Annotated in this window: 23 protein-coding genes; 14 read left to right on the top strand and 9 right to left on the bottom strand. The window is 70.0% G+C overall.

Annotated features, from left to right (window positions below):
* Nucleotides 1-57 precede the first annotated feature (57 nt).
* Both pheA and AB0383_RS00660 read left to right on the top strand, forming a co-directional pair.
* The gene (pheA, locus tag AB0383_RS00665) at nt 58-963 is read left to right on the top strand and encodes a prephenate dehydratase (RefSeq protein WP_366184257.1); all 906 of its coding nucleotides are present in this window, start codon (nt 58-60) and stop codon (nt 961-963) included.
* On the top strand, nt 960-1,577 hold the full coding sequence (locus AB0383_RS00660; protein WP_364173795.1) for a histidine phosphatase family protein: 618 nt from the start codon (nt 960-962) through the stop codon (nt 1,575-1,577). The genes pheA and AB0383_RS00660 overlap by 4 nt, the downstream gene beginning before the upstream one ends.
* A 50-nt stretch (nt 1,578-1,627) precedes the next feature.
* Here the strand turns inward: AB0383_RS00660 and tenA are convergent, their stop codons facing one another.
* Entirely contained in the window at nt 1,628-2,638 is a 1,011-nt protein-coding gene (gene tenA / locus AB0383_RS00655; protein WP_366184255.1) for a thiaminase II, read from the bottom strand.
* Between tenA and AB0383_RS00650 the strand changes: the two genes are divergently transcribed.
* Nucleotides 2,631-3,062, top strand: a complete 432-nt coding sequence (locus AB0383_RS00650; protein WP_364173789.1) for a DUF4232 domain-containing protein — start codon at nt 2,631-2,633, stop codon at nt 3,060-3,062. The two genes, tenA and AB0383_RS00650, sit on opposite strands and share 8 nt — an antisense overlap.
* Before the next feature lie 4 nt (nt 3,063-3,066).
* Here AB0383_RS00650 and AB0383_RS00645 read toward each other — a convergent pair whose 3' ends face one another.
* The 3 genes from AB0383_RS00645 to AB0383_RS00635 all read right to left on the bottom strand — a co-directional run bounded on the left by AB0383_RS00645 (nt 3,067) and on the right by AB0383_RS00635 (nt 5,045).
* Nucleotides 3,067-3,561, bottom strand: coding sequence for a hypothetical protein (locus AB0383_RS00645; RefSeq protein ID WP_366184253.1), 495 nt, complete (start codon nt 3,559-3,561; stop codon nt 3,067-3,069).
* A gap of 127 nt (nt 3,562-3,688) precedes the next feature.
* Complete coding sequence (locus AB0383_RS00640; protein ID WP_366184251.1) at nt 3,689-4,039, bottom strand: metallopeptidase family protein; 351 nt, start codon at nt 4,037-4,039, stop codon at nt 3,689-3,691.
* Between the two features lies 1 nt (nt 4,040).
* Nucleotides 4,041-5,045 (bottom strand): septum formation family protein, encoded by a 1,005-nt coding sequence (locus tag AB0383_RS00635; RefSeq protein WP_364173783.1) that lies wholly within the window; start codon nt 5,043-5,045, stop codon nt 4,041-4,043.
* A gap of 167 nt (nt 5,046-5,212) precedes the next feature.
* Between AB0383_RS00635 and AB0383_RS00630 the strand changes: the two genes are divergently transcribed.
* Genes AB0383_RS00630 through AB0383_RS00615 form a run of 4 tightly spaced genes read left to right on the top strand, consistent with a single transcriptional unit; the run spans nt 5,213 to nt 8,404 of the window.
* A complete protein-coding gene (locus AB0383_RS00630) occupies nt 5,213-5,773 on the top strand; it encodes a hypothetical protein (protein ID WP_364174201.1) in 561 nt (186 codons plus the stop codon).
* Nucleotides 5,774-6,940 carry a glutathionylspermidine synthase family protein gene (locus AB0383_RS00625; RefSeq protein ID WP_364173781.1) on the top strand — a complete coding sequence of 389 codons (1,167 nt, stop codon included), beginning with the start codon at nt 5,774-5,776 and terminating at the stop codon, nt 6,938-6,940.
* Nucleotides 6,941-6,995: 55 nt separating this feature from the next.
* Entirely contained in the window at nt 6,996-7,448 is a 453-nt protein-coding gene (locus tag AB0383_RS00620) for a DUF350 domain-containing protein (protein WP_366184248.1), read from the top strand.
* Between the two features lie 38 nt (nt 7,449-7,486).
* The gene (locus AB0383_RS00615) at nt 7,487-8,404 is read left to right on the top strand and encodes a haloalkane dehalogenase (protein ID WP_364173778.1); all 918 of its coding nucleotides are present in this window, start codon (nt 7,487-7,489) and stop codon (nt 8,402-8,404) included.
* Between the two features lie 108 nt (nt 8,405-8,512).
* Here AB0383_RS00615 and AB0383_RS00610 read toward each other — a convergent pair whose 3' ends face one another.
* A complete protein-coding gene (locus AB0383_RS00610) occupies nt 8,513-9,805 on the bottom strand; it encodes an aspartate aminotransferase family protein (protein ID WP_364173775.1) in 1,293 nt (430 codons plus the stop codon).
* Between the two features lie 179 nt (nt 9,806-9,984).
* Here AB0383_RS00610 and serS point away from each other — a divergent pair, with 179 nt between their 5' ends.
* Nucleotides 9,985-11,256 (top strand): serine--tRNA ligase, encoded by a 1,272-nt coding sequence (serS, locus tag AB0383_RS00605; RefSeq protein ID WP_364173774.1) that lies wholly within the window; start codon nt 9,985-9,987, stop codon nt 11,254-11,256.
* Between the two features lie 416 nt (nt 11,257-11,672).
* On the top strand, nt 11,673-12,680 hold the full coding sequence (locus AB0383_RS00600) for a DUF3558 family protein (RefSeq protein WP_366184245.1): 1,008 nt from the start codon (nt 11,673-11,675) through the stop codon (nt 12,678-12,680).
* Nucleotides 12,681-12,702: 22 nt separating this feature from the next.
* Here the strand turns inward: AB0383_RS00600 and AB0383_RS00595 are convergent, their stop codons facing one another.
* The 4 genes from AB0383_RS00595 to AB0383_RS00580 form a co-directional block, all read right to left on the bottom strand.
* On the bottom strand, nt 12,703-14,409 hold the full coding sequence (locus tag AB0383_RS00595; RefSeq protein WP_366184243.1) for a hypothetical protein: 1,707 nt from the start codon (nt 14,407-14,409) through the stop codon (nt 12,703-12,705).
* Between the two features lie 110 nt (nt 14,410-14,519).
* Nucleotides 14,520-15,704 carry an L-2-hydroxyglutarate oxidase gene (gene lhgO / locus AB0383_RS00590; protein WP_366184241.1) on the bottom strand — a complete coding sequence of 395 codons (1,185 nt, stop codon included), beginning with the start codon at nt 15,702-15,704 and terminating at the stop codon, nt 14,520-14,522.
* Nucleotides 15,705-15,840: 136 nt separating this feature from the next.
* Complete coding sequence (locus tag AB0383_RS00585) at nt 15,841-17,370, bottom strand: MFS transporter (RefSeq protein ID WP_366184239.1); 1,530 nt, start codon at nt 17,368-17,370, stop codon at nt 15,841-15,843.
* A 345-nt stretch (nt 17,371-17,715) separates the two neighbouring features.
* On the bottom strand, nt 17,716-20,829 hold the full coding sequence (locus AB0383_RS00580) for a BTAD domain-containing putative transcriptional regulator (RefSeq protein ID WP_366184237.1): 3,114 nt from the start codon (nt 20,827-20,829) through the stop codon (nt 17,716-17,718).
* Nucleotides 20,830-20,959: 130 nt separating this feature from the next.
* Here AB0383_RS00580 and AB0383_RS00575 point away from each other — a divergent pair, with 130 nt between their 5' ends.
* From AB0383_RS00575 to AB0383_RS00555, 5 genes are read left to right on the top strand one after another with little or no spacing between them, the layout of a single operon-like run.
* Nucleotides 20,960-22,105 carry a DegT/DnrJ/EryC1/StrS family aminotransferase gene (locus AB0383_RS00575; protein WP_364173757.1) on the top strand — a complete coding sequence of 382 codons (1,146 nt, stop codon included), beginning with the start codon at nt 20,960-20,962 and terminating at the stop codon, nt 22,103-22,105.
* Between the two features lie 35 nt (nt 22,106-22,140).
* The gene (locus AB0383_RS00570; RefSeq protein ID WP_366184235.1) at nt 22,141-23,070 is read left to right on the top strand and encodes an NAD-dependent epimerase/dehydratase family protein; all 930 of its coding nucleotides are present in this window, start codon (nt 22,141-22,143) and stop codon (nt 23,068-23,070) included.
* A 32-nt stretch (nt 23,071-23,102) separates the two neighbouring features.
* Complete coding sequence (locus tag AB0383_RS00565; RefSeq protein ID WP_364173752.1) at nt 23,103-24,299, top strand: glycosyltransferase family 4 protein; 1,197 nt, start codon at nt 23,103-23,105, stop codon at nt 24,297-24,299.
* Nucleotides 24,286-24,900, top strand: coding sequence for an acyltransferase (locus AB0383_RS00560; protein ID WP_364173749.1), 615 nt, complete (start codon nt 24,286-24,288; stop codon nt 24,898-24,900). The genes AB0383_RS00565 and AB0383_RS00560 overlap by 14 nt, the downstream gene beginning before the upstream one ends.
* A complete protein-coding gene (locus tag AB0383_RS00555; protein ID WP_366184232.1) occupies nt 24,857-25,468 on the top strand; it encodes a Uma2 family endonuclease in 612 nt (203 codons plus the stop codon). The genes AB0383_RS00560 and AB0383_RS00555 overlap by 44 nt, the downstream gene beginning before the upstream one ends.
* Nucleotides 25,469-25,502: the final 34 nt, after the last annotated feature.

Below are 25,502 nucleotides of genomic sequence, written 5' to 3'. Positions count from 1 at the left end.
TGAGTTGTGGCTGTCCGAGTGAAAACCGCCACGTCCGTCCGAAGTAGCCTGGCGGTCGTGTTGCGGATCGCGTATTTCGGCCCTCAGGGCACGTTCACCGAACAGGCCGCCCGTGCGCTCGCGCCGGGTGAGGACCTGAGCCCCTACGAGACCGTCCGGCTGGCGCTCACTGCCGTTCGCGAAGGCGCTGCTGACGCGGCGTGCGTGCCGATCGAGAACTCCGTCGAGGGCGTCGTGCCGACGACGCTCGACGGTCTCAGCGACGGAGCCCCGCTGGTCGCCGTCGCGGAGACCATCCTGCCCATCCACTTCAGCGTCCTGACGCGTCCTGGTGGTGGCGAGATCCGCACCGTCGCGAGCCACCCGCACGCCCTCGCCCAGGTGCGGGAGTGGCTCGAGGCGAACCTGCCCGGTGCGACCGTGGTGGCCTCCTCGTCCACGGCGTCGGCCGCCGTCGGCGTGGTCGAGGGCACCTACGACGCGGCCGTGTCCGCGCCGGTCGCCATCGAGCACTACGCGCTGGAGGAGCTGGCCACGGGCGTCGCCGACGTCCACGATGCGCAGACGCGCTTCCTGCTGGTCCGCCGCCCCGGCGAGCTACCCGAGCCCACGGGCGCCGACCGCACGTCGATCGTCGCGGCGGCCGTGAACCGCACCGGCACGCTGGCCGAGCTGCTCGCCGAGCTCGCGAGCCGCGGCATCAACCTCACGCGCCTCGACGCGCGCCCGACCCGCAACAACTTCGGCGAGTACCGCTTTTTCATCGACTTCGAGGGGCACGTGGCCGAGCCGCGGATCGTCGACGCGATGGCCGCGCTGCGCCGCCGCTGCCACCTGCGCTTCCTCGGCTCGCACCCGCGGGCCGACGACGTCGCCGCCACCGTCGAGGCCGGCGCGGGCAACCAGGACTTCGTCGACGCCCAGGCCTGGGTCGACGCCGTGTTGAAGGGAGAAGGCGCGTGAGACTGTTCCTCGTCCGCCACGGCCAGACCGACGGCAACGTGCGGGGCGCGCTCGACACGGCGCTGCCCGGTCCGCCGCTCACCGAGCTGGGGCAGGAGCAGGCGAAGGCGCTCGCGGACCGGCTCGCCGCGGAGCCGATCGTGGCCGTGTACGCGTCGCAGGCCACGCGCGCGCAGCAGACGGCCGCGCCGCTGGCCGAGGTGCTCGGCCTCGAGGTGCAGGTGATCGAGGGCGTGAAGGAGGTCGACGCGGGCGACCTGGAGGGCGCCACCGACGCCGAGTCGATCCGGACCTACCTCGAGACGGCCAAGCGCTGGACGGAAGGCGACCTCGACGCCGTCATCCCCGGCGGCGAGTCGGGCGCCCAGGTGCGGGCCCGCATGGTCGGCGCCGCTGACGACCTGCGGGCGAAGCACGAGCAGACCGACCCGGACGGCATCGTCGTGCTGGTCAGCCACGGCGGCGCGATCCGGCTCGGCGCGGAGTTCCTGGCGTCGAACGTACCCGCCGACCTGGCGAGCAGCGCGCTCATCCCCAACACCGGCGTCGTGGAGCTCCTCGCGGAACCGGACGGCACCTGGACCTGCCTCACCTGGGTCGATACGGCCCTATAAGCAACCACACCGCGAGATCGCTTGAGGCGATCTCGCCGCCTAGGCGGAGCCTAGGCAGAAAACACAGGCCAGCCCTCCTGGCGGTAGGCGCTGTCCCAGAACATCCACTCGTACTCACACGCCCGGGTGAAAGCGGCGAGCATTTTTTCGCGCGTCGCCTCACCCGCGGCGTCGGCGGCGCGGTCGAGGGCGTCGCGGCCCTTGCGGACGGTCGCTTCGAACTCGTCGCCCGCGTACGTGTCGATCCACGGCCGGTACGGATTGTCGTTTTCCGGCGACTGCCGCGTGAGGATTCCGGCGCCCACGCTCTCGTACACCCAGAAGCACGGCAGCAGCGCCGCGAGGAGCTCGCCGTAGCTGCCCGTGTGGGCCGTGGCCAGCAGGAATGACGAGTACGCGACGCACGTCGGCGATGTCTCGATGTCGGCCAGATCGGTCTCCGAGAGCCGGAACCACTTGAAGTAGCTCTCGTGCATCTCGCGCTCGATCACGATGGCGTCGCGCGCCGCTCCGGCCAGGAAGGCGACGTCGTCGACCTCCGGCGCCTTGGCCGCCGCGGCGGCCAGCGCGCGGCCGAAGCCGACGAGGTACCGCGCGTCCTGGACCAGGTAGAACTGGAACCGCTCGCGCGACAAAGTGCCGGTCGCGAGCTCTTCGTTGAACGGGTGGACCGACATGGCGTGTTGTAGTTTCACCGTGTGTTGCCATGCCTGGTGAGAAAAGCCCGTCATGATCGCCTTCCGTCTGGTGAAGAGTTCACGATGCCGGCGCAACCCGGTGCGGAGGTCGCACGTCCACTGAACGGTGGTTACCCAGCACGGGGAGGCAACTGAGATGGTAAGCACGACAAAATCACGAATTCCCTTGGTCTTTCTTGCTGCGCTGGGCGCGTCCGGCGCCCTGCTGTTGTCGGCTTGTGGTGGCGGAACCACGCCGACCGCGAGCAACACGCCAAGTTCCGACACTTCGGCCAGCACGTCCGACACGTCACCGGCGCCCACGGCCAGCTCGTCCGAGTCCTCTTCGGACAGCACGCCGGCATCCGGCCAGCCGGTGAACAACGGGCTGTGCAAGGCCGGCGACGTCACGCTGTCGCTCGGCCAAGGCGACGCGGGCGCGGGTTCGGTGTACCGGCCGATCCTGATCAAGAACTCCAGCGGCAAGGCCTGCACGATCCAGGGCTTCCCCGGCGTCTCGTACGTGACCGGCGACGACGGGCACCAGGTCGGCCCGGCCGCCTTCCGCGAGGGCACCAAGGGCGACGCGATCAAGCTGCAGCCGGGCCAGTCGGCCGCCGCGGACGTGCAGTTCGCGCAGGCCGCGAACTTCGACCCGGCGGTGTGCAAGCCGACCGCGGTGAAGGGCCTGCGCGTGTACCTGCCGCAGGAGACGGCGTCGAAGTTCCTGCCGGACCCGGGGACCGGGTGCGCCGGGGACAAGCTGCCGGGCTTTCAGCTCGCGGTGAAGACGGTCCGGCGGGCTTGAGTTCCTAGCCCCTGGCGCAGAGTTGCTGGACGCGGATGATGTCGTCCTGTCCGGATTGGTTGTCGAAGCGGCCGGACAGGACCATTCCGTTGACGCCGGCGAGGCTTTGGGCCAGGGGTTGGTACTGGCCGTCGAAGGCGGCTGCGGCCTGGGCCAGCTCGTAGGCCGCGGTGATGCGGTGGGCGGCGTCGTCGGCCAGGCGCGTGAAGGCGGTGGGGTCGTAGCCGCTCGTCGTGTCAGGGAGGTGGCCGGCGCGGTTGAAGGCGTCGCAGGCGGCTGCCGCGTCGACGTTCGCGCCGCCGCGTTGGCCGGAGAGGCCCCAGAGGAGGCCGGTGATCAGGATTCCGATGGCGAATCCCGCGGTCGCGGCCAGGACCAGGGGTCTTCGGGATTTTCCGCCCGGGGCCGAGTCGTTCGGGGTGTCGGCGGTGTCGGTCGTGTCGGCGGCTGGGTTTTGCCGGTCGTCGTCCGGTAGGGGCGGGGTGTCGAGCGCGGTCATTCACGTCCTCCCGGCGGCCGGGTGATGTGCTATTTCAGCACCAAAACCGCCGGTGGGCACTGCTCTCGATGGAGTACTTCGGGTGTTGACGCCGATTCGTCATCTGGCGCCGCCGGGACGCGAGCGCTCAGCCCCAGCCGAGTTCGTGGAGGCGGTCGTCGTCGAGGCCGAAGTGGTGGCCCAGTTCGTGCATGACGGTGATGAGGACCTGTTCGACGACCTCGGCCTCCGTGGAGCACATCCAGAGGATGGGGCGGCGGTAGATGGAGATGCGGTCGGGCAGGACGCCGCCGTAGTTCGTGGTGCGGCGGGTGAGGGCGACGCCGTGGTAGAGGCCCAGGATGGTGGGAGACTCGTCGTTGAACTCCTCGACCAGGACGACCACGTTGTCCATCGCCTCGGCGAACTTGGGCGGGACCTGGTCCAAAGCCTCGGACACGAGCTCCTCGAAGCGCGCGCGGGTCATCTCCACCGGCATGTCAGCGGGACCCGGTGGTGCTGGGCGGGGAGCTGCTCTGGCCGCCGCCGTTGTCGGAGGGTGGGCCCGCTGCGTCGGGCTGGCCGGCGTTGTCCTTGACGCTGCCGGTGACGGCCACGAAGCCGCTGTTGTCGCTGAGGGGGGCGGCGACCTTGCAGTTGACCTTGGTGGAGCCGGCGTCCCAGCTTTCCTGTTCGCGCAGGTCCCAGCCGAGGACGAGTTTCTTGGCGCTGAGGTCGGCCTTGCCGGTGTAGTCGTCAGCGGCCTTGTTGCACTCGGTGTCGAGCCACTTGTCCTGCTTGTCCTGGTCCGGGTAGCCGTCCTTGAACTGCGTGGCCAGGTCGAGCGTCGCGATGATCTCGTACGAGTGGGGGCGGCTGCAGTCGATCGGGTCGCCCACGCCCTTGCCCGCAAGCGCCAGGCAGGTGCCGGGCGCCCACACGGCCGACTGGTCCTGCGTCTTCGCCGGGCCGGTGGTGGGCTGCAGGCCGCCGCCGGGGCCGGCCCACTGGAGGCCGCAGCGGAGCTGGCGGTCGCCGTCGGCCCACTGGTCAGCGCTCGGGCGCAGCAAGTTGGTGGTGAGCTTGCCGTACGGGTCGAGCGGGTGGCCCAGGTACGGCGTGACATCGCCGTTGCACTTCGTCTGCGCGATCTGCTGCCACTGGTCGAGGTTCGGGAAGGGCGCCTCGGCGTTGTACTGCGCGCCGATGTCGGCCAGGCTCGTCACCTCGAACAGGTGCGACTGGGCGCAGGAGACCTTGCGCACGTCGGACGCGTCCGGTGCGCTCCAGGTCAGGCAGCTGCCCGGGGGTGACTGGAACGCCTCCTGGGCCGCGGCCGACAGCTTGCCCTCACCACCGCCGGCCCCTCCCGCGAAGGAGGCCGTCCACGAGAACGCGACGGACAGCCCCAGCGCGATCACGGCGCCCAGGAACACCCCGGCCATCACCGCGCGGGTGGTCAGGGTCTGCAGGGGCGAGCGGAACCGCTCGGCGTCGGGAGACATCGATACCCATGATGCCCGCGCCGCACGAGCCGTGCGCGTCCCGGGTCGTTAGTGTGGGAAGAGACTTCGCGGTGCCGGGGGATTACGGAGCGCAGATGACGCAGGACGACAACAACGGGGCCCAGCCACCCCAAGAGCCGCCAACGGAGCCGACTCCGCGCGGATCGATGCGGTTCCAGGACGAGAGCACGACGCCGAGGGAGCCCTCGCTCGCCGAGCAGCGCGCCCGCCGGCAGGCGATCGCCGACCAGGAACGCCAGGAGGCCGAGGCCGCCGAGGCCGCGCGCAAGGCCGACCAGAAGGCCGCGACCAAGCGCAAGATCCTCATCGGCAGCGGTGTGACCGTCGGCCTGGCCGGCCTGGTCGCGACGTTCTACACGGTCGCCAAGCCGACCAACGAGACCGCCGTCTGCACGGACGCCAGCGGCGTGATCCAGAACGACCAGTTCTGCGACGAGAGCTACGCCACCTCGCACGGCGGCTACCAAAGCGGCGGCTTCTGGTTCATCCCGATCGTCGGCGGTGGCTTCCAGCAGTACCGCTACAACTACGGCGGCACCGGCACGATCGGCCAGCGCGTGTCCGGTGGCACGTTCACCGCGCCTTCGGGGAACACGAACGTCTCGACGAAGTCGGGCAAATCGGTGCAACGCGGTGGCTTCGGCATCAGCGGCAAGACGGGCACGTCCGGCGGCACGGGCGGCACCGGCAAGAGCGGGGGCTCGTAGGTGTACCGGGACCGGAGCGAGCCGCGGCGCGACTGGCAGCGGATCGTGGAGGAGCAGGGTCTCGCCTACGGCACGCCGGCGCGCGACGGCGCCGGCAAGGCCCGCCCGTACTGGGACGAGTCGGTGCACTACGTCTTCGACATGGACGAGGTCCTCTCGCTCGAAGCCGACGTCGAGCTGCTGCACTCGATGTGCCTCGAGGCCGTGGACAACGTCGTGACCACCGAGGGCTACCGGCGGTTCGGCATCCCGGAGTGGGTGTGGCCGCACATCGCCGAATCGTGGAAGCGGCAGGACCCGCACGTCTACGGCCGCTTCGACCTGCGCTACGACGGCAAGTCGCCGGCCAAGCTGCTGGAGTACAACGCGGACACACCCACCACGCTGCTCGAGGCGTCGGTGCTGCAGTGGTACTGGAAGACGACCGTCTTCGAGAACGACGACCAGTGGAACTCCATCCACGAGAAGCTCGTCGAGCGCTGGCGCGAGATCGGCGACAAGCTGCCGTCGAACGAGCTGCACTTCACCTGGTCCTCGGCCGATCCTTCCGGCGAAGACCACGTGACCACCGCGTATCTGCAGGAGACGGCCGCGGAGGCCGGGCTCGACACCGTGGGGCTCTCGATCGAGGAGATCGGCTGGGACCCGGTGCTCAAGCGGTTCGTGGACCTCGAAGAATCCCAGATGTCCACGGTCGTGAAGCTCTATCCGTGGGAGTGGGTGGTCGACGAGGAGTTCGGCCGCTTCGCCGTGGAGACGATGCCGCGCACGCTGTGGGTCGAGCCGCTGTGGAAGATGCTGCTCTCGAACAAGGCGCTGCTGGCCGTGCTGTGGGAGAACTACCCCGGGCACCCGAACCTGCTGCCCGCGTTCACCGACGACCCGGGCCTGCTCACGGAGTACGTGCGCAAGCCGAAGCTGGGTCGTGAGGGCGCCAACGTGCAGATCGTCGCCACTGGCTACGAGACGCAGACCGACGGCGTCTACGGCGCCGAGGGCTACGTCTACCAGGCGTTCGACCCGTTGCCCGAGTTCGACGGCTACCGGCCGGCGCTCGGCGCGTGGATCGTCGGGGACTCGTCCGCGGGGCTGGGGATCCGCGAGACGAGCGGGCTGGTCACCGACGACGGTGCGGCGTTCGTCCCGCACCGCATCCCCGAGTCGTGATACAACCTCCCCGCCTGATCTGCACGGTTCGCTCTGATCGTTCTGGGAGACCCCTGTGACCTCGACCCTTGCGCTGTCCGACACGTTCGGCTCCGACCTCCTGCGGGGGATCGGGGCGATCCTCTTGTACGGCGTGGTCGGCCTGCTGCTGATGTTCGCCGGGTTCTACGCGATCGACTGGACGACCCCGGGCAAGCTCTCGCAGCTCGTGCACCGCGGCCTGCCGAACGCGGTGATCGTGACCGCGTCCGGGCTGCTGTCGATGGCGTTCATCGTGGTCGTGGCGATCTTCAATTCGGCGAGCGACCTCACCGAGGGCCTGATCACGTCGCTGGTCTACGGCCTGCTCGGCATCGTTGTCCAGGTGATCGCCGTGCGGCTGCTAGAGTGGGCCACCCGCATCGACGTCGGCTCCACGATCGAGAGCGAGAAGTTCGCGCCGGCGAGCATCGTCGTCGCCGCCGCGCACCTCGCTCTGGGCTTCGTGGTGGCGGTCGGTATTTCCTGAGTACTGCTTTGCGGTCCGGTTCCCACTAGCGTGGAACCGTGCGACTGCTCAGGACGCCGGAAGACCGGTTCGCGGACCTGCCCGAGTTCCCCTACGAGCCGCAGTACGCGGAGCTCGCCGATCCCGACGGTGGCCTGATCAGAGTCGGGTACGTCGAGGCCGGCCCGGCCGATGGACCGCCCGTGCTGCTCCTGCACGGCGAGCCCAGCTGGTCGTATCTGTACCGCAAGATGCTGCCGGTTCTCGCTTCCGCGGGCCTGCGTGCGATCGCGCCGGACCTCGTCGGGTTCGGCCGCTCGGACAAACCGGGCGACATCGTGGACCACACGTATGCGCGGCACGTGTCGTGGATGCGCGGGTTCGCCTTCGACGCGCTCGACTTGCGTGACGTGACCCTGGTCGGCCAGGACTGGGGCGGGCTGATCGGGCTGCGGCTGGTGGCGGAGAACCCTTCGCGGTTCGCCGGGGTTGTCGCGGCGAACACCGGGCTGCCGACGGGTGATCAGGACATGCCTGAGGTGTGGCACCAGTTCCGGTCGGCGGTGGAGAACGCGCAGGTGCTGGACATCGCGCGGTTCATCCAGTCGGGGTGCCGGTCTGTGTTGTCGGATTCGGTCCGCGCGGCGTACGACGCGCCGTTCCCGAACGAGATGTACAAGGCCGGGCCGCGGGCCATGCCGGGTTTGGTGCCGTATCGGCCGGACAACCCGGCTTCGGACGCGAACCGGGCGGCCTGGAAGACGTTGACGGCGCTGGACTTGCCCTTCCTGGTCGCGTTCTCCGACGGCGACCCCATCACGGGGGCGATGGGGCCGATCCTGCAGCGGACAATGCCGGGGGCTGTTGGTCGGACGCATCCGGTGATCGCGGGGGCGGGGCATTTTCTGCAGGAAGACGCGGGTGAGGAGCTGGCGGAGCAGGTGGCTCGGTTCGTGCGCGGCCGAGCCGGGATCTGAGCAGCCCCCGTTTTTCACGCTACCGGCGAGGGACGACGGGTTCGGGTGTGAGCATCGGGAAAGCGGGCAGGTTGTCCACAGCCTGCCCGCTTGTCCACAGCCCTTGTGTCAGGAAAGTGCGGCGTGGGTGGCCGCCAGCGCGTCCACCAGGATGGCCAGGCCTTCTTGCGCCTCGGCTTCCGTCAGGGTCATCGGCGGACCCAGGCGGAGGACGTTGTTGTGCAGCCCGCCCTTGCCGATGAGGAGGCCGCGGGCGCGGGTTTCCTCCAGCATCTGCTTGGCGGCCGCCGGATGCGGCGTCGTGGTGCCCGGCTGGACGAGTTCGATGCCGACCATCAGGCCCTTGCCACGGACCTCGCCGATCAAGGGATTCTCGGCGGCGCGCAGGCCGGACAAGAGCTGCGAACCCCGAGCGGCGCAATTGGCCTGCAGGTCGTGGTCCTTGATGTAGTCCAGCACCGCGGTCGCGCCGGCCATGGCGACAGGGTTGCCGCCGAAGGTGGAGATGGACTGGGCGTTGATGGCGTCCACGATGTCGCCGCGGCCGACGACGCCACCGATGGCCAAGCCGTTGCCGAGGCCCTTCGCGAAGGTCATGAGGTCGGGCACGACGTCGTGGGACTGGATGCCCCAGAAGTGCGAGCCCGTGCGGCCCCAGCCGGTCTGGACCTCGTCGGAGACGAACAGGATCCCGTACGCGTCGAGGACCTCCTTCATGGCCTTGAACAGGCCGTCCGGCGGGAGCGAGAAGCCGCCGACGCCCTGGATCGGCTCGGCGACCAGGCAGGCGACGTCGCCGGAGGTGGCGGTTTCGAGGATGTCGACGAGGTCGGCCACGCAGGCGTCGATGTAGGCCGCATCGGACAGGTCGCGGAACGGGCTGCGGTAGCGGTACCCGCCGTGCACGTAGTTGACCTTCACCGGCGAAAGCGATGAAGCGGACCACCCGCGGTTGCCCGTGATGGCGATCGTGCCGAAGGAACGGCCGTGGTACGAGTTGCGCATCGCCAGGACCTGGTTGCTGCCGCGGTACTGCGTGGCGAGCATCAGCGCGGTGTCGTTGGCTTCGCTGCCGGAGTTGGTGAAGAAGACCTTCGCGTCCGGGATGCCCGACAGCGCGGCGATCCGCTCGGCGAGCTCCACCTGCGAACGGATCAGGTACAGCGTGGAGGTGTGCAGCACGCCGGTGTCGAGCTGCTTGCGCACGGCGTCGCTGATCTCGGCGACGTCGTAGCCCATCGAGTTGGTGAGCACGCCGGCGAAGAAGTCGAGGTAGGTGCGGCCGCTGGAGTCGGTGACGCGCCGGTCCTGCGCGTGGACGATCTCGATCGGCTCGTCGTAGAACAGCGCCATCCAGGACGGCAACACCGCTCGGTGCCGGGCGAGCAGCTCGTCGGTCATGTCGTTCTCCATCCGTCTCGGCCTCATCGGAGTATGGGCAGCGCCGGAAACGGGCGACAACGATCAGACTGCTCCGTCCTCGGACGAGGGCCGCACAGTTTGTCCGTGGACGGCCGGCAGGCCGCGCAATCCCCAAACCGCTTCGAGGGACCTGCTGGCCTGCGACTACCCTTTCTTCCGTGATTGACCCCAGGACTCTGCGCGAAGACCCGGAAGCCGTGCGCGCGTCGCAGCGTGCCCGTGGTGAGGACGAAGGAGTGGTCGACAAGCTGCTCGGCTTCGACTCCCGCCGCCGCTCCGCGATCGCCAACGCCGACAAGCTGCGGGCCGAGCAGAAGTCCGTGAGCAAGCTCGTCCCGAAGGCCGCTCCCGAAGAGAAGGCTTCGTTGCTCACGCGCGCCAAGGAGCTGTCCGCCCAGGTCAAGGCCGCCGAGGTCGAGCAGACGGAGGCGTCGGAGGAGTTCGACACGCTCTTCCGCACCGTGCCCAACCTGGTGCACCCCGACGCGCCCGTCGGCGGCGAAGACGACTTCACCGTGCTCAAGACCGTCGGCGAGCCGACGAAGTTCGACTTCGAGCCGCGTGACCACCTGGACCTCATGGAGGGCCTCGGCGCCGTCGACATGGAGCGCGGCGCGAAGGTGTCGGGCTCGCGGTTCTACTTCCTGAGCGGCGTCGGCGCGCAGCTGCAGCTCGGGCTGCTCAACATGGCCATCGCGCAGGCGCTGGAAAACGGCTTCACGCCGATGATCACGCCCTCGCTCGTGCGCCCGGAGATCATGGCCGGTACCGGTTTCCTCGGCGCCCACGCGTCGGAGATCTACCGGCTGGCCGACGACGACCTGTACCTCGTCGGCACCTCCGAGGTCCCCCTCGCCGGCTTCCACGCCGACGAGATCCTCGAACTCGGCGACGGCGCGCGCCGCTACGCCGGCTGGTCCTCGTGCTACCGCCGCGAGGCCGGCTCGTACGGCAAGGACACCCGCGGCATCATCCGCGTGCACCAGTTCGACAAGGTCGAGATGTTCGTCTACACGACGCCCGCCGAGGCCGAGGCCGAACACCAGCGCCTGCTCGGCTGGGAAGAGCAGATGCTCGCCAAGATCGAGGTGCCCTACCGCGTCATCGACACGGCGACCGGCGACCTTGGCACGTCCGCCCACCGCAAGTTCGACTGCGAGGCCTGGGTGCCCACGCAGGAGACCTACCGCGAGCTGACGTCCACGTCCAACTGCACCACCTTCCAGGCCCGCCGCCTGTCCGTGCGCTACCGCGACCCCAACGGCAAGCCCCAGATCGCCGCCACCCTCAACGGCACGCTGGCCACCACGCGCTGGATCGTCGCGATCATGGAGAACCACCAGCAGGCCGACGGCTCGGTGCGCGTCCCGGAGGCCCTGCGCCCCTTCGTCGGCGGGCGCGAGGTGCTGGAGCCGAAGAAGAAGCGCTGATCGGCGGTTTTGGGCGGCCGGGGCCCTGCGGGGTTCCGGCCGTCGTCGTTTCCGTGGATAGCCGGTGCGAGCCCGGTGCGCCCGGCCGGGGCGGCGAACGGACCACTCATCGCCGCCGCCCGAGCTCATCGGCACGCCACTGCGATCTTGCCCGCCTCGAAGTTCACGCAGCGCCTGGGATCGCGCGTCGAGCCGGAAAGCCCGGCTCGACGGGCCGGGTTCGGCGGTCCGGGCAGCACGTGGGGACTGCAGCTCCCGGTGCGCAACCGCGTCGCGCACCATGAGCCGAGAAGAAGCGCTGATCGGCGGTTTTGCGCAGCCGGGGCCCTGCGGGGTCCCGGCCGTCGTCGTTTCCGCGGATAGCCGGTGCGAGCCCGGTGCGCCCGCTAGGGTTCGGGCGCGAGGAGGAGACGCCGATGGGGTTCAGGGGAGTGCGCGCGGCCGTGGCCTTGGCCGGGGTGGCCGTGGTGGTGGCCGGGTGCACGGTGCGCGTCGGGGGCGTCGCGGCGCCGGTGCCGGGGCAGGGGCCCGTGCAGCAGGTCGTGGACGCGTGTTCGCTGGTCGACCAGCAGCAGGCCGACGCGCTCGGCTATCGCGCGCCCGGCAAGGGGCAGGCGGCGAGCGAGAAGCTGCGCACGCCCGCGATGTGCCTGTGGAACAGCAAGGACGACAGCGCGGCGCTGACCATCCTCACCGTCGGCTGGTCGGTGGACCAGTCGCTCGACGACTACCTGCAGGGCGCCGTCGTCAAGGCGCCGCCCTTCTCCGATGGCGGGTTCCAGTGGACCCGCTACGGCTCGTTCATCCCCGGCAGCTGCGACCTCTACACCACGCTCGGCCCGAAGTCCTACGCGTTCGTGAGTGTGTCCAACCCGGACGAGACCAAGGCGTGCGACGCGGCGAAGCAGGCGGTGCCGCAGGTCGCCGCGCACCTGCCGGGTGGGCAGCCCGCGCCGCAGATCATGCCGACGGCGCCGAGCAGTGCGGCGCCGCCGAGTGGGCCGCTCGTGGGCCTGGACCCGTGCACGCTGCTGAAGCCCGAGCAGGCCGCGTCGCTGCACGTGGCGCCGCAGGGCGAGAAGCAGAACTCGAGCGTCGTGCCCAACGCGGTGTTCTGCCTGTGGGACGACACCGACGGCGACCGCGGCCAGAAGGCCTTCGAGGTCTGGCTCGGTCCCGACCTGCCGATGACGCAGTGGCCCGGCATGGACGTGCCGCCGGTCTCGACCATCGACGCCAACGGTCACCACTGGTCGATCTTCGCCAACTTCAACGACTCCGGCGGCGTCAACTGCGGCGCCGGCCTCGCCGTCACGCCGAAGTCGTCCATCCAGATCGTGTCCGGTTATCTCGACGACCCCTCGAAGGCGTGCGACGCCGTCAAGGCGGGAGTTCCCCTGGTTTCGGGGAACCTCCCGGCCTGAAAGTCCTGAGTGGACTGTCGCGTCAGGACACGCCGGCGGGACGGCGCGGCCCGGCCGGGGCGGTGCGCGCCGCCGGGATGTTGCGCGCCGCCGGGATGTTGCGCGACGCGGGGCGGGCCGGCCGCTGGGGCGACGGGGCGCGGCGCGTCGGCTCCGAGGCGCTGGTGTCGGCGGGTGCCACCTCGATGTTCACCGCCACCTCGTCGCCGCCGATCTCGCGGGTGATCCAGGCACCGGACTCGACCATCACGCCCAGTGTCTTCACGTCGAGCGAGTTGATGCGCGAGCGGTACCAAGCGTCGTCGGCCAGCGTGCCCATGCGGCCTTCGAGCCGGGACTTCACGGCGAGGAGCCGCTTGTACAGCGTGTCGGCCAGCGCCTGGCGGTCTTCCTTGCTGGTGAGGCCGGCGCGGATGCGGTCCTCGATGCCGCGCGGCAGGCCGTTCTCGTCGGGAATCAGCATCGTCGTCCAGGCGCGCGACTTCTCGCGGTACTGCAGCTGCTGCATCAGGCCCTCGTGCGGCGCGAAGTCGGCGGCGCGGAACGCCCGCCCGGCCCAGCGAGACGCGAGGTTCGCGGCGAGCGACTGCACACTCTTCACGCCGGTGTTGAGGCCGCGGCCCGGCCAGAAGTGCAGTGAGTTGGCGGCGTCGCCGAGCAGGAACGCGTACGTGGACGGCGCGAGCTGCGCGGTGAACTTCGGGTTCTGCTGCATGCCCAGCTTGAACGACGTGATGCCCACGATGTCGGCCATCGTGGCACCGAAGAACTTGACGCCGTCGGCGATGCGCGGCCACAGGAACGACAGCTTGTCCACCGAGGGCTTGAACACCGAGCGGTGGCGGTCGCACACGAACTTGTCGCTGTCCGGGCGCATGGTGCAGCCGAACTTGCCGATGCACGGAACCGGGCCGTTTTCGCCGTAGGCCAGGACTTCCGAGGCCTCCTCGGCGGTGAGGCGCATGTTGATGAAGCCGCCGCCGAGGGAGTTGAACAGGAAGCGGTTCTGGCACACGGTGAGCGGCACGGTGTGCTCGTCGGGCACCTTGCCCTTGATGCGGATGCCGAGCACGGTCTCGTCGAGCGGCGTGCCGCCCACGGAGTACAGGTCGCGGCTCGACGAGCCGAACGCCTCCTTGAGGTCCTCCCGCGTCTTCGATCGGGCGCCGTCGCAGATGGCGAGCACGTCGAGGCCGTCCCAGGACTTCGGCTGCGCGTACGGCTCGGGGATGAGCTCGATGCCGTAGAAGTCCTGCGCCATCTCCAGCAGGCAGTCTTCGATCCAGCGGACCTTGATGTTGCGCGGGCGCCCGCGGTGCGTGGGGGAGTCGGGGCCGAGCGGCCACATCTCCGAGTAGTTGCCGGCGGTGAACAGGCGGCGCCGCACGAGCATCGGCAGCTGGCCCCAGACGTTGCTCTGCAGCGTGACGACCTGCTCGCGCCGGTTGTTGCCCTCCGCCGTGCCCTGCCAGGCGATCCGGCCGTCGCGCCGCATCCAGCGGCGGTCGAACACGCGGATCTTGACCTTGTCGCCCAGCATCGAACGCAGCGTGCACGCGAAGATCAGCCCGACCGGGCCACCGCCGGCCACGTCGACCCGCAGCGGCCGGGGTGCACCGGGGCGAGCAACCGCCTGAACCACCCGGCCCAGGTTCGCCGGCTCCTGGCCGCTGTTCGGCTTCAGGAACGTCGTGGCCGGCTCACCGAAGTGCGAGGCGTTGTGGTTCATGGCTTCCGGGACCTCCAGCGTGATCTTCCGCGTGCGGCCAACACACGGAACGAGAGGGCCGGACGGTTCACGGAAATTTCAAAAACTTTCCGCGTACGCGTTTGCGCTGGTTACGCCGCTACCTGGTCGGCGATGTGCTTCGCGATCTCCAGCGCGCTCGTCGCCGCGGGGCTCGGAGCGTTGAGCACGTGGACCTGGTCGCGGGCGGTCTCGATGAGGAAGTCGTCCACGAGTGAGCCGTCCGGGCGCAGTGCCTGGGCCCGCACACCGGAGCCGTGACGGACGATGTCGTCCTCCGTCACGGCGGGCACGAGCCGGGCAAGGCTGGCGGCGAAGCGCTTCTTCGAGAACGAGCGCAGCACCTCTTCCAGCCCGGTCGGGAACGCGTACTTGCGTGCGAGCCGCCACGCGCCGGGGAAGCGGGCGACGTCGGCGAGGTCTTTCACGGACACGTCGGCCCAGCGGTAGCCCTCGCGGCGCAGCGCGAGCACGGCGTTGGGGCCGGCGTGCACGCTGCCGTCGAGCATGCGGGTGAGGTGCACGCCGAGGAACGGCAGCGTCGGGTCGGGCACGGGGTAGATCAGGCCGCGCACGAGGTGGCGGCGCTCGGGCTTGAGCTCGTAGTACTCGCCGCGGAAGGGCACGATGCGCGCGCTCGGTGTCACGCCGGCCAGCTCGGCCACGCGGTCGGACTGCAGGCCGGCGCAGTTCACGAGCGCGTCGGCGTGGATGACCTCCGTGCCGGTGGCGACCTCCACGCCACCGTGGGCGCCGGGGCGGATGCCGACGACCTCGGTGTCGAGCCGCAGGTCGGCGTCGGCCTCGTCGAGCAGTCGCACGAGCGCGGCGCAGACGGCCGGGAAGTCGATGATGCCCGTCGATTCCACGCGCAGCGCGCCGACGCACGCCACCTCGGGTTCGTACTCGCGCGCCTCGGCGGCGGTGACCTTCTTGGCCGGCACGCCGTTGGCCTCGGCGCGCTCGGCGAGGGTGTTCAGGGCCGGCAGCTCCGACTCGCTCGTGGCCACCACGAGCTTCCCGCACACCTCCACGGGCACGCCGTACTGCCGCGCGAAGTCCACAATGGACCGATTACCGGCCACGGACATCCGCGCCTTGAACGAGCCCGGTTTGTAGTAGAGGCCGGCGTGGACCACGTTGGAGTTGTGCCCCGTCTGGTGTGCCGCCCAGCGGCTCTCCTTCTCGAGCACCGTGACGTCCTGCCCCCGCTGCGACAGCTCCCAGGCCACGGCCAGGCCGACGATTCCGCCACCGATCACCACCACGTTACGCACGGACAGACAGGCTACGCGACCTCGCGGTCGTGTGAGTAGCCCAAGTGGTCTGAAATGCGGTTCTTCACGCATCAGGTGACCCATTGGCGAACCCCGGTCCGAAGTGGACCTCCGCCCACCTCGGACCGGAGCGCGCTCACTCGGCCGGGTCTTCCAGCACCTTCGGCACCCCGCGCAGCGCGACCCACGCCACGCCCGCTACCAGCACCATCAGGCCCGCGGCGCCGAGCATCGTCACCTGCAGGCCGCCGATGAACGCGTGCTGCCCGGTGTGCAGCAGCTGCGCCCCGGGACCGGCCGGGAGCTGCGCGGACACCTGCGCGGCGCCGGCCAGCGTCTCCCGAGCCGGCTCCGGGACGTCCGCGGGCAGGCCGTGGCGGTAGAGCGAGCCGAGCACGCTGCCGAGCACCGCGATGCCCAGCGCGCCGCCGAGCTCCGTGGCCGTCTCGGAGATGGCCGACGCGGCGCCCGCGCGGTGCTTCGGGACGACGCCGAGCACGGTGTCCGTCGCGACGGTGAGGATCAGCGCGAGACCGATGCCGAAGACCACCATCGTCACCACGAGGTACCCATACGCGGTGCCGACGTCCGTTCGGCTGTAGAGGGCGAACCCGATCGCCGAGGACAGGCAGCCGAGCGTGACCGTGCCGGCGCGGCCGAGCGACTTGATCAGCACGGCGCCGAGGGTGCCGCCGATCAGCGCGCCGCCCATGCCCGGCAGGCCCGCCAGCCCCGACTTCAGCGGCGACCACCCGTTGACGAGCTGGAAGTACTGCGTGGAGATCACGTTCACGGCCAGTTGCGCGAACATCGCGAGCACGGTGGTCACGACCGTCGCCGAGAAGGCGCGGTTGCGGAACAGCCGCAGGTCCATCAGTGGCTCGGCCAGGCGCGGTTGGCGCAGCACGAACGCGAGCAGGCTGCCGACGCCGAGGATCGCCGCCGCGTAGACGTCCCAGTGGTTCAGACCCTCGTACGCGATCTCCTTAATGGTGTAGACCATCCCGAGGATGCCCACGAGCGACAGCGCGACACTGACTCCGTCCAGCCGCCCGGGCGCAGGGTTGCGCGACTCCGGCAGCACGAAGATGCCGACGGCGATCAGCACGACGACCACGGGCACATTGATCAGGAACACCGAACCCCACCAGAAGTGGGACAGCAGCGCGCCGCCGATGAGCGGGCCGAGGCCGAACCCGAGGATCGTCAGCCCGCTCGACACGCCGATCGCCGCGGTGCGCTCCTTGCCGGTGAAAGTGTTGCGCAGGATCGACAGCGTCGACGGCATGAGCGTTGCCGCGCTGGCCCCGAGCAGGATTCGCAGCACGATGAGCAGCTCGGCACTCGGCGCGTACGCCGTGGCCACCGAGACCAGCCCGAACACCGCCGCCCCGACGAGCAACAGCTTCTTGCGCCCGATGCGGTCGCCGATGTTGCCCGCCGTGATGAGCAGCCCGGCCAGCGCGAACCCGTACCCGTCGGCGATCCAGAGCGCCTGCGTGGTGGTCGGCCGCAGCGACTCGGACAACGCCGGGATCGCCAGGTGGAGCACCGTCATGTCGACGGCCGTGAGGATCTGCACGAGCACGCAGACGCCGATGATGGCGGCTTTGCGCGCCGGCGTCAGCGTTCTGCCCGGACTGGTGGACGCTGCGGTGATGGTCATGGTGGGCCTCCGTGGTTCGCTCCGGGCCCTCACGCTGCCGGGCCCCGCTGACGACCCACGCACGAACGACGCACGATGGCTGACAGTGCAGGTCAGCGGGGTGTGGGTCCTCGAATCGCCGACCATGTCCGTGGTCGCCCACTCAACGCGCACCCGGTGACCTGCCGGCTCGAAGGTGTCCGACGGAGGCGCGGTCTGGTAACGGGGGTCGAAGATTTCGAATTCTTCACGCATCCCGCAAAGCCAGATTGGGCGTGCGCGGACCGAGAAGGGTTGACGCACAGAGCTTCTGAAGTCGATCAAGTTCTCCGGTGCGAACTCGCGTGGGCGTATCCCGAGCGTGAGTTACGGAGCGATCCCCGCCGCCGTCAATGCCTTCTGCACCGTCAGCTCCCGTCCGCCGGCGTAGTACCGGTCGTAACCCGGACCAAGCTGAGCGCGGGCGCGGTCGGCCACCTCGGCGACGTCCGGTTGGCCCGCGACGTCCGTGCCGCGCGCGGCGACGGCGGCGCCGAGGAGCATGGCGGCCTCCTCCGCGTGGCCCTCCAGCAGAGCGGCGCCCGCGACGCACTCCAGGGCTGAGGCCAGCACGGTGCTGTCCTGCCACCGGTGCGCCGCCTCCACGGCTTCGCGCATGAGCGCGCGGGCTTCCGAGGCGTGGCCCGCCGCGACGGCAACCCAGCCCAGCGCGATCGTCGCCGCTCCGCGGACCGCGGCGACCGAGAAGGAGCCGCTGGTGCACTCCGCCAACGCGCGCTCCGCCAGTGAACGAGCCCCCGCCAAGTCGCCGTCCCGGCGTGCCAGAGCCGCCAAGCCGACGTAACCCGAAGCGCGCGTCTCCGGCATTCCGGAGCGGCGCGCCAGCGCGATCACCTTCGAGTAGTCCTCGCGTGCGCCCGCGACGTCGCCGCGGAGGGTGCGGCTGTCGGCGCGGCGGCAGAGCAGGTCGGCGTAGTCGTCGGCCGCGCCGAGTTGCTGCATGAGGTCCATGGACTCGGTCATGGCGGCCATGGCCTCGTCCCAGCGGCCGCGCCAGGTGAGCAGTTGCGACAGGTGGTCGAGCGACATCGACAGGCCCCAGCGTTCGCCGAGGGCCCGGTAGCGGGACTCGCCCTCGCGCAGCTTCGTCTCGGCCTCGTCGAGGTCGCCGGTGAGCATCGCGCGCAGACCCGTGCCCATGGGGACGAGCGCGCTGCTCCACGGGTCGCCGCCGGCCATGATGCTGCTGCGGGTGAAGAGCGTCTCCTCGTCGGCGGGCGGGCCGATCACCACGCCCAGCAGCAGGCTCAACGTCGGATGCCTTGGCGCCCAGGACATGTCTCGCGCGTAATGCTCCACTGTGGACTGGTACGGCAGCGTCGCGTCGTGGCCCGGGGCGCCGGACATCGCGTTGAGCACGCACATCAGGAACTGCTCCTCGTACCCCTCGGGAGCGACCGGACCACAGCGTTTCACGACTTCCAGCGACAGCATCGCGCCCTCGTAGCGTCGGCCGCGCATCCACCAGTATGTGGCCAGCGCGGCCGTCAGCCGCAACGCCGTGGGCAGGTCCGCGTCCGTCGACCAGCGCAGCGCGGCGACGAGGTTGTCGTACTCCGCGTCGAGCCGGTCGAGCCAGCGCAGCTGGTCGGCGGTGCGCAGCAACGGGTCGGCTTTTTCGGCCAGCTGCAGGAAAGCCGAAGCGTGCGCCGCCTCGAACCGCGCCGTTTCACCCGCGCCCGAAAGCTTCTCCGCGCAGAACGCGCGGATCGTCTCCAACATGCGGTAGCGCTCGCCCGTGGTCTCGACCAGCGATTTGTCCGCCAGGCCCGGCAACAGGTCGACGGTGTCCGGCACCTCGCACACCTGCTCGGCAAGACCCAGCGTCGCCCCGCCGGAAAACACGGTGAGCCGCCGCGCGAGCCGGCGTTCGTCGTCGTCCAGCAGCTCCCAGCTCCATTCGACGACGCCGCGCAGCGAACGGTGCCGCGCCTCCGCCGTGCGGCTGCCACGCGCGAGCAGGTGGAAGCGGTTGTCCAGCCGGGCGGCGATCTCGCCGACGGGCAGCGTCCGCACGCGCGCCGCCGCGAGCTCCAGCGCGAGCGGCAGTCCGTCGAGCGCGGCGCAGATGTGCTGGACGTCGCCGATCGTGTCCTCGTCCACGCGGAACGCCGGGTCGCTCGCGGCGGCGCGGTCCGCGAACAGCCAAACGGCCGAGAACCCCAGCGCCGCGGCCGCGGGCGTGCCCGGCGGCGGCACCGCGAGCCGCGGCACCGGCGCCAGCTGCTCACCGGTGATGCCGAGCGGCTCCCGGCTCGTCGCGAGCACGCGCAGGCCGGGACACGCGGGAAGCAGGCGCGCGAGCAGCTGCGCGGCCGCGTCGACCACGTGCTCGCAGTTGTCCAGCACCAGCAACGTCGATTGGTCGCGCAACGCCGACACCAGCCGTTCGACGGGGTCCTGCACACCCGAACCCCGCAACGGCGACGCGCCTTCGCGCAGGCCCAGCGCGCTCAGCACGGCCTGCCCGACATCGTCGGCGACGTGCGGCGCCAGCTCCACGAATGCCGCAGACCCGGTATGAGCCGTCGCGACTTCCACGGCCAGCCGGGTCTTCCCGGTGCCGCCGGGACCCAGCAACGTCACCAGCCGCGCGTGCCGCAGCATCTCACCGACTTGCCGCAGCTCGCCGTCTCGGCCGACGAAGCTGGTCAGCTGCGCGGGCAACGGCGACGACGCGGCCGCCGGCTCACTGCGCAACGCGGCCAGATGCGCCTCGGCCAGCTCGGGCCCGGGGTCGGCGCCGAGCTCGTCGGCCAGCGTGCGGCGCGCGTCCTCGAACGCCGCCAGCGCCTCGGCCGAGCGGCCCGCCGCGTGCAGCGCGCGCACGAGCTGGGTGCGCGACCGTTCGCGCAGGGGTGCGGCGACGACTGCCGCCCGCAGCTCGTCGAGCACCTCCGCCGCACGGCCCAGCGTGATCTCGGCGTCGATGCGGTCGCTCGCCGCGTCCGAGCGCAGCTCCTCGAGACGGGTCGCCTGCGTCGCCGCGAAGGGCGCTTCGGTCACGTCGGCGAACGCCGGTCCTCGCCACAACGCCAAAGCTTCACCGAGCAGGTCGCTGGCACGCGTGGCGTCGGCGGCCGCGAGCTCGCGCCGCCCGTCGCCCGCCAGCCGCTCGAACCGGTGCACGTCGACCTCGTCGGGCTCCACGACGAGCCGGTAGCCCGCGCCCGTGAACTCCACCGGCGCCACAGCTTTCAACGCGCTGCGCAGCCGTGACACCTGTGACTGCAGCGCATTGGCCGCGCCGTCCGGCGGTTCCTCGCCGTACAAGCCGTCGATCAGCCGCTCCGCCGGCACGAACCGGCCCGCCTCCAGCGCGAGCTGCGCCAGCAGCGCCCGCACCCGGGGACCCCCGACGACGACCGGCTCCCCCGCCGCGCCCCACGCCGTGACCGCCCCCAGAACCCCGATCCGCATGCGGCAAGACTAGGCGCACCGCCCGCCCGTTACCGGCACGTTTCGTCCCCACGCCCGGCTCGGCGGAGCGCGTATATACACTTCGGGGCGAGCTAGCGCAACGTTGTTCGAGGAACAAACTGGAGTGGGGATGTCTGGACAACCGGCCGAGGGCCAGGTGCTGCTCGGACGGCCGACGGTCGGCGAGGAGGAACTGGCGGCCGTCGCCGAGGTGTTCCGCTCGGGCTGGCTCGCCGGCGCCGGACCCGCGTGCCGCCGCTTCGAGGAGCGGTTCGCGCAGGCCACGGGCACCGCGCACGCCCTGACCACGAGCAGCTGCGGCGCCGCGCTGTTCCTCGGCCTCAAGGTGCTGGGCGTGAAGCCGGGCGATGAGGTCATCGTCGGCGACTACACCTTCCCCGCCACCGGCCACGCCGTGCTGCAGGCCGGCGCGAAGCCCGTGTTCGCCGACATCCGGCCCGACATCTTCAGCGCCGACCCGGCCGCGATCGAAGCCCTGATCACGCCGCGCACGGTCGGGATCCTCGCCGTCGATGTCGCGGGTCTACCGGGTGACTTCGACGAGTACCGCGCCATTGCCGACAAACATGGCCTGTGGCTGTTCGAGGACGCCGCCTGCTCGGCCGGCGCCACGTACAAGACGCGCCCGGCCGGCAGCCTCGCCGACCTCGCGGCGTTCTCCTTCCACGGCCGCAAGGGCATCACCGCGGGTGAGGGCGGCGCGCTCGTGTCGAACCGCGAAGACCTCATCGCCCACGCGCGCAAGGTGCACACCTACGGCATCGAGCCCGCCATCAGCCGCGAGGGCTCGGGCACGCTGCCGATCCCGGAGTTCCACGAGCTGGGCTGGAACTTCCGCCTGTCGGACATCCAGGCCGCGATCATGGGCGTGCAGCTCGACCGGCTGCCCGACCTGCTCGCCGCTCGCCGTTCCGTGGCGAAGCGCTACCACGAGGCCTTCGCCGACGTCGAACAGCTCACCGCGCCCGTCGAGCTGCCCGACCGCGAGCACCCGTGGCAGGCCTACCTCCTCACCGTCGCGTCCGGCCTCAGCCGCGACACGCTGGCGCTGCGCATCCGTGAACAGGGCGTGCAGTGCAACTTCGGGACGTACGCTTCGCACCTGCAGCCGGTGTACGGCGAGCAGCAGCCGCTGCCCATCTCGGCCGACGCGTTCCGCCGGCAGCTGGCGATCCCGATGCACGCGGAGCTGACCGAAGCCGAAGTGGACCGCGTGGTGACCACGGTGCGCGAAGCAGTCCACGCGCTCAGCTGAAGAACAAGATCGTCGACCGAGGAGAAGCAGCGACCATGTCCGAGAAGAAGGTGTTCTTCACCGGCGGTGGTGGGTTCATCGCCGCCCACGTCATCCCGCTGCTGCTCGATGGTGGCTACACCGTCCGCATCTTCGACAACATGACCCGCGGCGACCGTGCTCGCGTGAACGAATTCGTGGCCACCGGCAAGGTCGAGCTGGTCGAGAAGGACGTGCGCTACGGCGGTGCGGTGCGCGAGGCCATCCGCGGCTGCTCGCACGTGATCCACTTCGCCACGGTCTCGATCAACAAGTCGATCGCCGACCCGCACGAGTCGATCGACATCAACATGACCGGCAACCACAACGTTTTCGCCGCGGCCGCCGACGAGGGTGTCGAGCGCCTGGTGTTCGCGTCCACGGCGTCGGTGTACGGCGAGCCCAAGCGTCTCCCGATGCACGAGGACGACGAGCTGCGCCCGCTCACGCCGTACTGCATCTCCAAGCGTGCCGGCGAGGACCTGCTGGGCTTCTACGAGCGCACCAAGGGCCTGTCGTGGAACGCGCTGCGCTTCTTCAACGTGTACGGGCCGGGCCAGAAGATCGAGGCCTACTACACGTCGGTGATCAACCACTTCATCCAGCGCCTGCGCGCCGGCCGGCCGCCGATCATCGACGGCCGCGGCGACCAGTCGATGGACTTCGTGCACGTGTCGGACCTGGCCCGTTCGGTCGTCGCCGCGCTGGAGTCGGAGCAGTCGAACCTGCCGATCAACATCGGCACCGGCGTCGACACGTCCATCGCCACGCTGGCGAAGATCCTCATCGAGGCCGTGGGGGTCGACGTGCAGCCGCAGTTCAACGAGCGTGACGTGCTCGTGTCGCGCCGGGCCGCGGACATCACGCGGGCGCGGGAGATGCTCGGCTGGGAGCCGACCATCTCGGTTGAAGAGGGCATGCGGGCTCTCGTGCAGGATTCCGAGTGAATGCCACCGCGGGCCCGGCTCAAGGACGCGCCATGCGCATCGCGGTGGTGAACAACTTCTTCCCGCCCCGGGTGGGCGGCAGCGCCCACATGTCGGCGTCGCTCGCGGGTGAGTACGCGGCGGCCGGCCACGAGGTCCTGGCGATCACGGCGGCCTACGGCGACGCGCCGGCCGACGAACAGCGCGACGGCTACCGCGTCGTGCGGCTGCCGGCGGTGAAGATGCCGCAGCTCGGCCTGTCGATCGACTTCGACATGAGCTTCGCGTCGCTCAAGCCGGGCAACTGGCGGCGGCTGTGGAAGCTGCTGGACGAGTTCAGGCCCGACGCGGTGCACCTGCACGGCCAGTTCTTCGATCTGTCGTGGCTGGCCGGGTTCTACGCGCGGCGCCACAAGCTGCCCGTGCTGCTGACCATTCACACGCTCCTGATCAGCGAGAACAAGCTGTACTCGCGCGTGTTCCGGATGCTCGACGCGGTGCTGGTCAAGCCGGTGCTTTCCTACATCCGGCCGCGCTACGTCCTCCTCGACAAGCTCGGCGTGGACTACTGCGTCGAGCGGTACGGCACGAGCGACGCGAACTCCGAGTACTTCCCGATCGCCGTGGACACGGGGCACTTCGAAAAGCCGGTGACCAAGGACGTGCGCGCGGAGCTGGAGCTGGGCGACGCGCCGCTGATCGTCTCGCTCGGCCACGTGATCCCGCTGCGCAACCGGCTGCCGCTGATCGAGTCGCTGCCCGCGATCCTCGACCGGCACCCGGGCGTGCGCGTGGTGATCGTCGGGCGCGTGTACCACGACGCGTTCCTCAAGCGCGCCGAAGAGCTCGGCGTGGCCGAAGCCCTGGTCGTGACGGGCGCGGTGCCGAAGGAAGACGTGCCGGCGTACTTCGCCGCGGCCGACATCGTGACCCACGACCTCAACGGCGGCTGCGGCACCGCGTCGCTGGAGGCGATGCTGTCCGGCACGGCCACCATCGCGTCGGTCACGGAGGACAACTACCCCGGCATCGAGCTGCGCAACGGCGAGAACATCCTGCTGGTGCGCCCGGACGACGCCGAGGCCGTGGAGACGACCGTGCTGTCGCTGCTCGACGACCCCTCGCTGAGGGAGCGGATCGCACAGCGGGAAAGCGCCATGGTCCGGGCCAATTTCGGCCTCGACGTGGTGGCCGAGGAACACCTGCGCGTGTTCACGAAGATGGTGGCGGACGACGATGTTCTTCGATGACGACCGCAGCAACCGCCTGCGGCCGATGATCCTGAACGACCTCGTTTCGCAGTATCTGAACGACGCCGAGCGGGCGGCGTTCTACGGGCTGCCTTCGACGTGCCGCGTGCGCGAGCGCGTGAAGATCATCAGCCCGGAGAACCTGACCATGGGCGAGCACTGCTGGATCGGCGAAGGCGCGGCGCTCGACGCGAGCGGCGGCCTGGAGATCGGCGAGCACACCAGCATCGGCCTCAACACGCTCATCTTCACGCACTCGAGCTGGCTCGCGAACATGACGCTGCAGAACCACTCCGGCAGCGACCTCATCGAACGCAAACCCGTGAAGATCGGCAAGGGCTGCTTCATCGGCGGCCTGGTCGTCATCATGGCCGGCGTGACGATCGGCGACTTCGCCACCGTGCAGCCCAACTCGGTGGTGGCCAAGGACGTCCCGCCGCGCACCCTGGTCGCCGGCAACCCCGCGCGCGTGTTCCAGCGCTACGACGAGGAGTACATCCAGTCCGAAGTGGAACGGGTGCGCGCGGAGAACGCCCGCCGCCGCGGCCTGTCGGACGATGCCTCCGGCTGGGGTTCCCCGGCGGGCGATTTCCGCGAATGAGTACGCCGACCTGCCTCGCGAGCTGGTCACACTCGAATACTGGGAAGCCCTGCCGGAGACTTCGGAGTGGCACATCGAGGTGGTCGAGGGGGCGTTGCTGACAACGCCACCGCCACCGTTCTGGCGCCAGCGGGTGGCTTATCGAGCCGCTCATCTCATCGATGAACAGTTCGGCGGGCACGGTGCGTTCGCACGAGGCGAGATGTTGCTGGAACATCGGCCGCTGACGGTCCGGGTGCCCGATGTGGTGGTCGTTCCCTGGGAAATTCTCGAAACGAACCCTCAGCGGGTGCAGGCCGAGGATGTTCTTTTGGTCGTCGAGGTCCTGTCCGAGGGCACGAAGCGCACAGACCAGATCACCAAGCATTCCGAGTACGCCGCTGCCGGGATGAGGCAGTACTGGATCATCGACGTCGAAGCACCGGTCAGCATGATCACCTATCGTCTCCTCGACGGTCGCTACGAAACCGCCGGCGAGTATTCCGGCAAGGTGAAGCTCGGCGTCTCGGGTCATCCCATCGTGCTCGACCTCGACAAGCTCATCGCCCCGCGGCCGTCGCGTCTGTAGCGTGAATCCGGGCGAGCCGACGTCGGGACAACCT

It is taken from the genome of Amycolatopsis sp. NPDC051373 (assembly GCF_040689465.1).
Classification (GTDB): Bacteria; Actinomycetota; Actinomycetes; order Mycobacteriales; family Pseudonocardiaceae; genus Amycolatopsis.
This window is presented reverse-complemented; position numbering and strand designations above follow the sequence as displayed.

Bases quoted from the DNA above. Each gene is read 5' to 3' on its own strand.
- AB0383_RS00595 (WP_366184243.1), bottom strand. From the start codon at position 14,409: ATGAACCACAACGCCTCGCACTTCGGTGAGCCGGCCACGACGTTCCTG.
- AB0383_RS00560 (WP_364173749.1), top strand. From the start codon at position 24,286: ATGTTCTTCGATGACGACCGCAGCAACCGCCTGCGGCCGATGATCCTG.
- AB0383_RS00570 (WP_366184235.1), top strand. From the start codon at position 22,141: ATGTCCGAGAAGAAGGTGTTCTTCACCGGCGGTGGTGGGTTCATCGCC.
- AB0383_RS00640 (WP_366184251.1), bottom strand. From the start codon at position 4,039: ATGCCGGTGGAGATGACCCGCGCGCGCTTCGAGGAGCTCGTGTCCGAG.
- AB0383_RS00575 (WP_364173757.1), top strand. From the start codon at position 20,960: ATGTCTGGACAACCGGCCGAGGGCCAGGTGCTGCTCGGACGGCCGACG.
- AB0383_RS00555 (WP_366184232.1), top strand. From the start codon at position 24,857: ATGCCTCCGGCTGGGGTTCCCCGGCGGGCGATTTCCGCGAATGAGTAC.
- AB0383_RS00585 (WP_366184239.1), bottom strand. From the start codon at position 17,370: ATGACCATCACCGCAGCGTCCACCAGTCCGGGCAGAACGCTGACGCCG.
- AB0383_RS00645 (WP_366184253.1), bottom strand. From the start codon at position 3,561: ATGACCGCGCTCGACACCCCGCCCCTACCGGACGACGACCGGCAAAAC.
- AB0383_RS00630 (WP_364174201.1), top strand. From the start codon at position 5,213: ATGCGGTTCCAGGACGAGAGCACGACGCCGAGGGAGCCCTCGCTCGCC.
- AB0383_RS00565 (WP_364173752.1), top strand. From the start codon at position 23,103: ATGCGCATCGCGGTGGTGAACAACTTCTTCCCGCCCCGGGTGGGCGGC.
- AB0383_RS00600 (WP_366184245.1), top strand. From the start codon at position 11,673: ATGGGGTTCAGGGGAGTGCGCGCGGCCGTGGCCTTGGCCGGGGTGGCC.
- AB0383_RS00610 (WP_364173775.1), bottom strand. From the start codon at position 9,805: ATGACCGACGAGCTGCTCGCCCGGCACCGAGCGGTGTTGCCGTCCTGG.
- AB0383_RS00635 (WP_364173783.1), bottom strand. From the start codon at position 5,045: ATGTCTCCCGACGCCGAGCGGTTCCGCTCGCCCCTGCAGACCCTGACC.
- AB0383_RS00580 (WP_366184237.1), bottom strand. From the start codon at position 20,829: ATGCGGATCGGGGTTCTGGGGGCGGTCACGGCGTGGGGCGCGGCGGGG.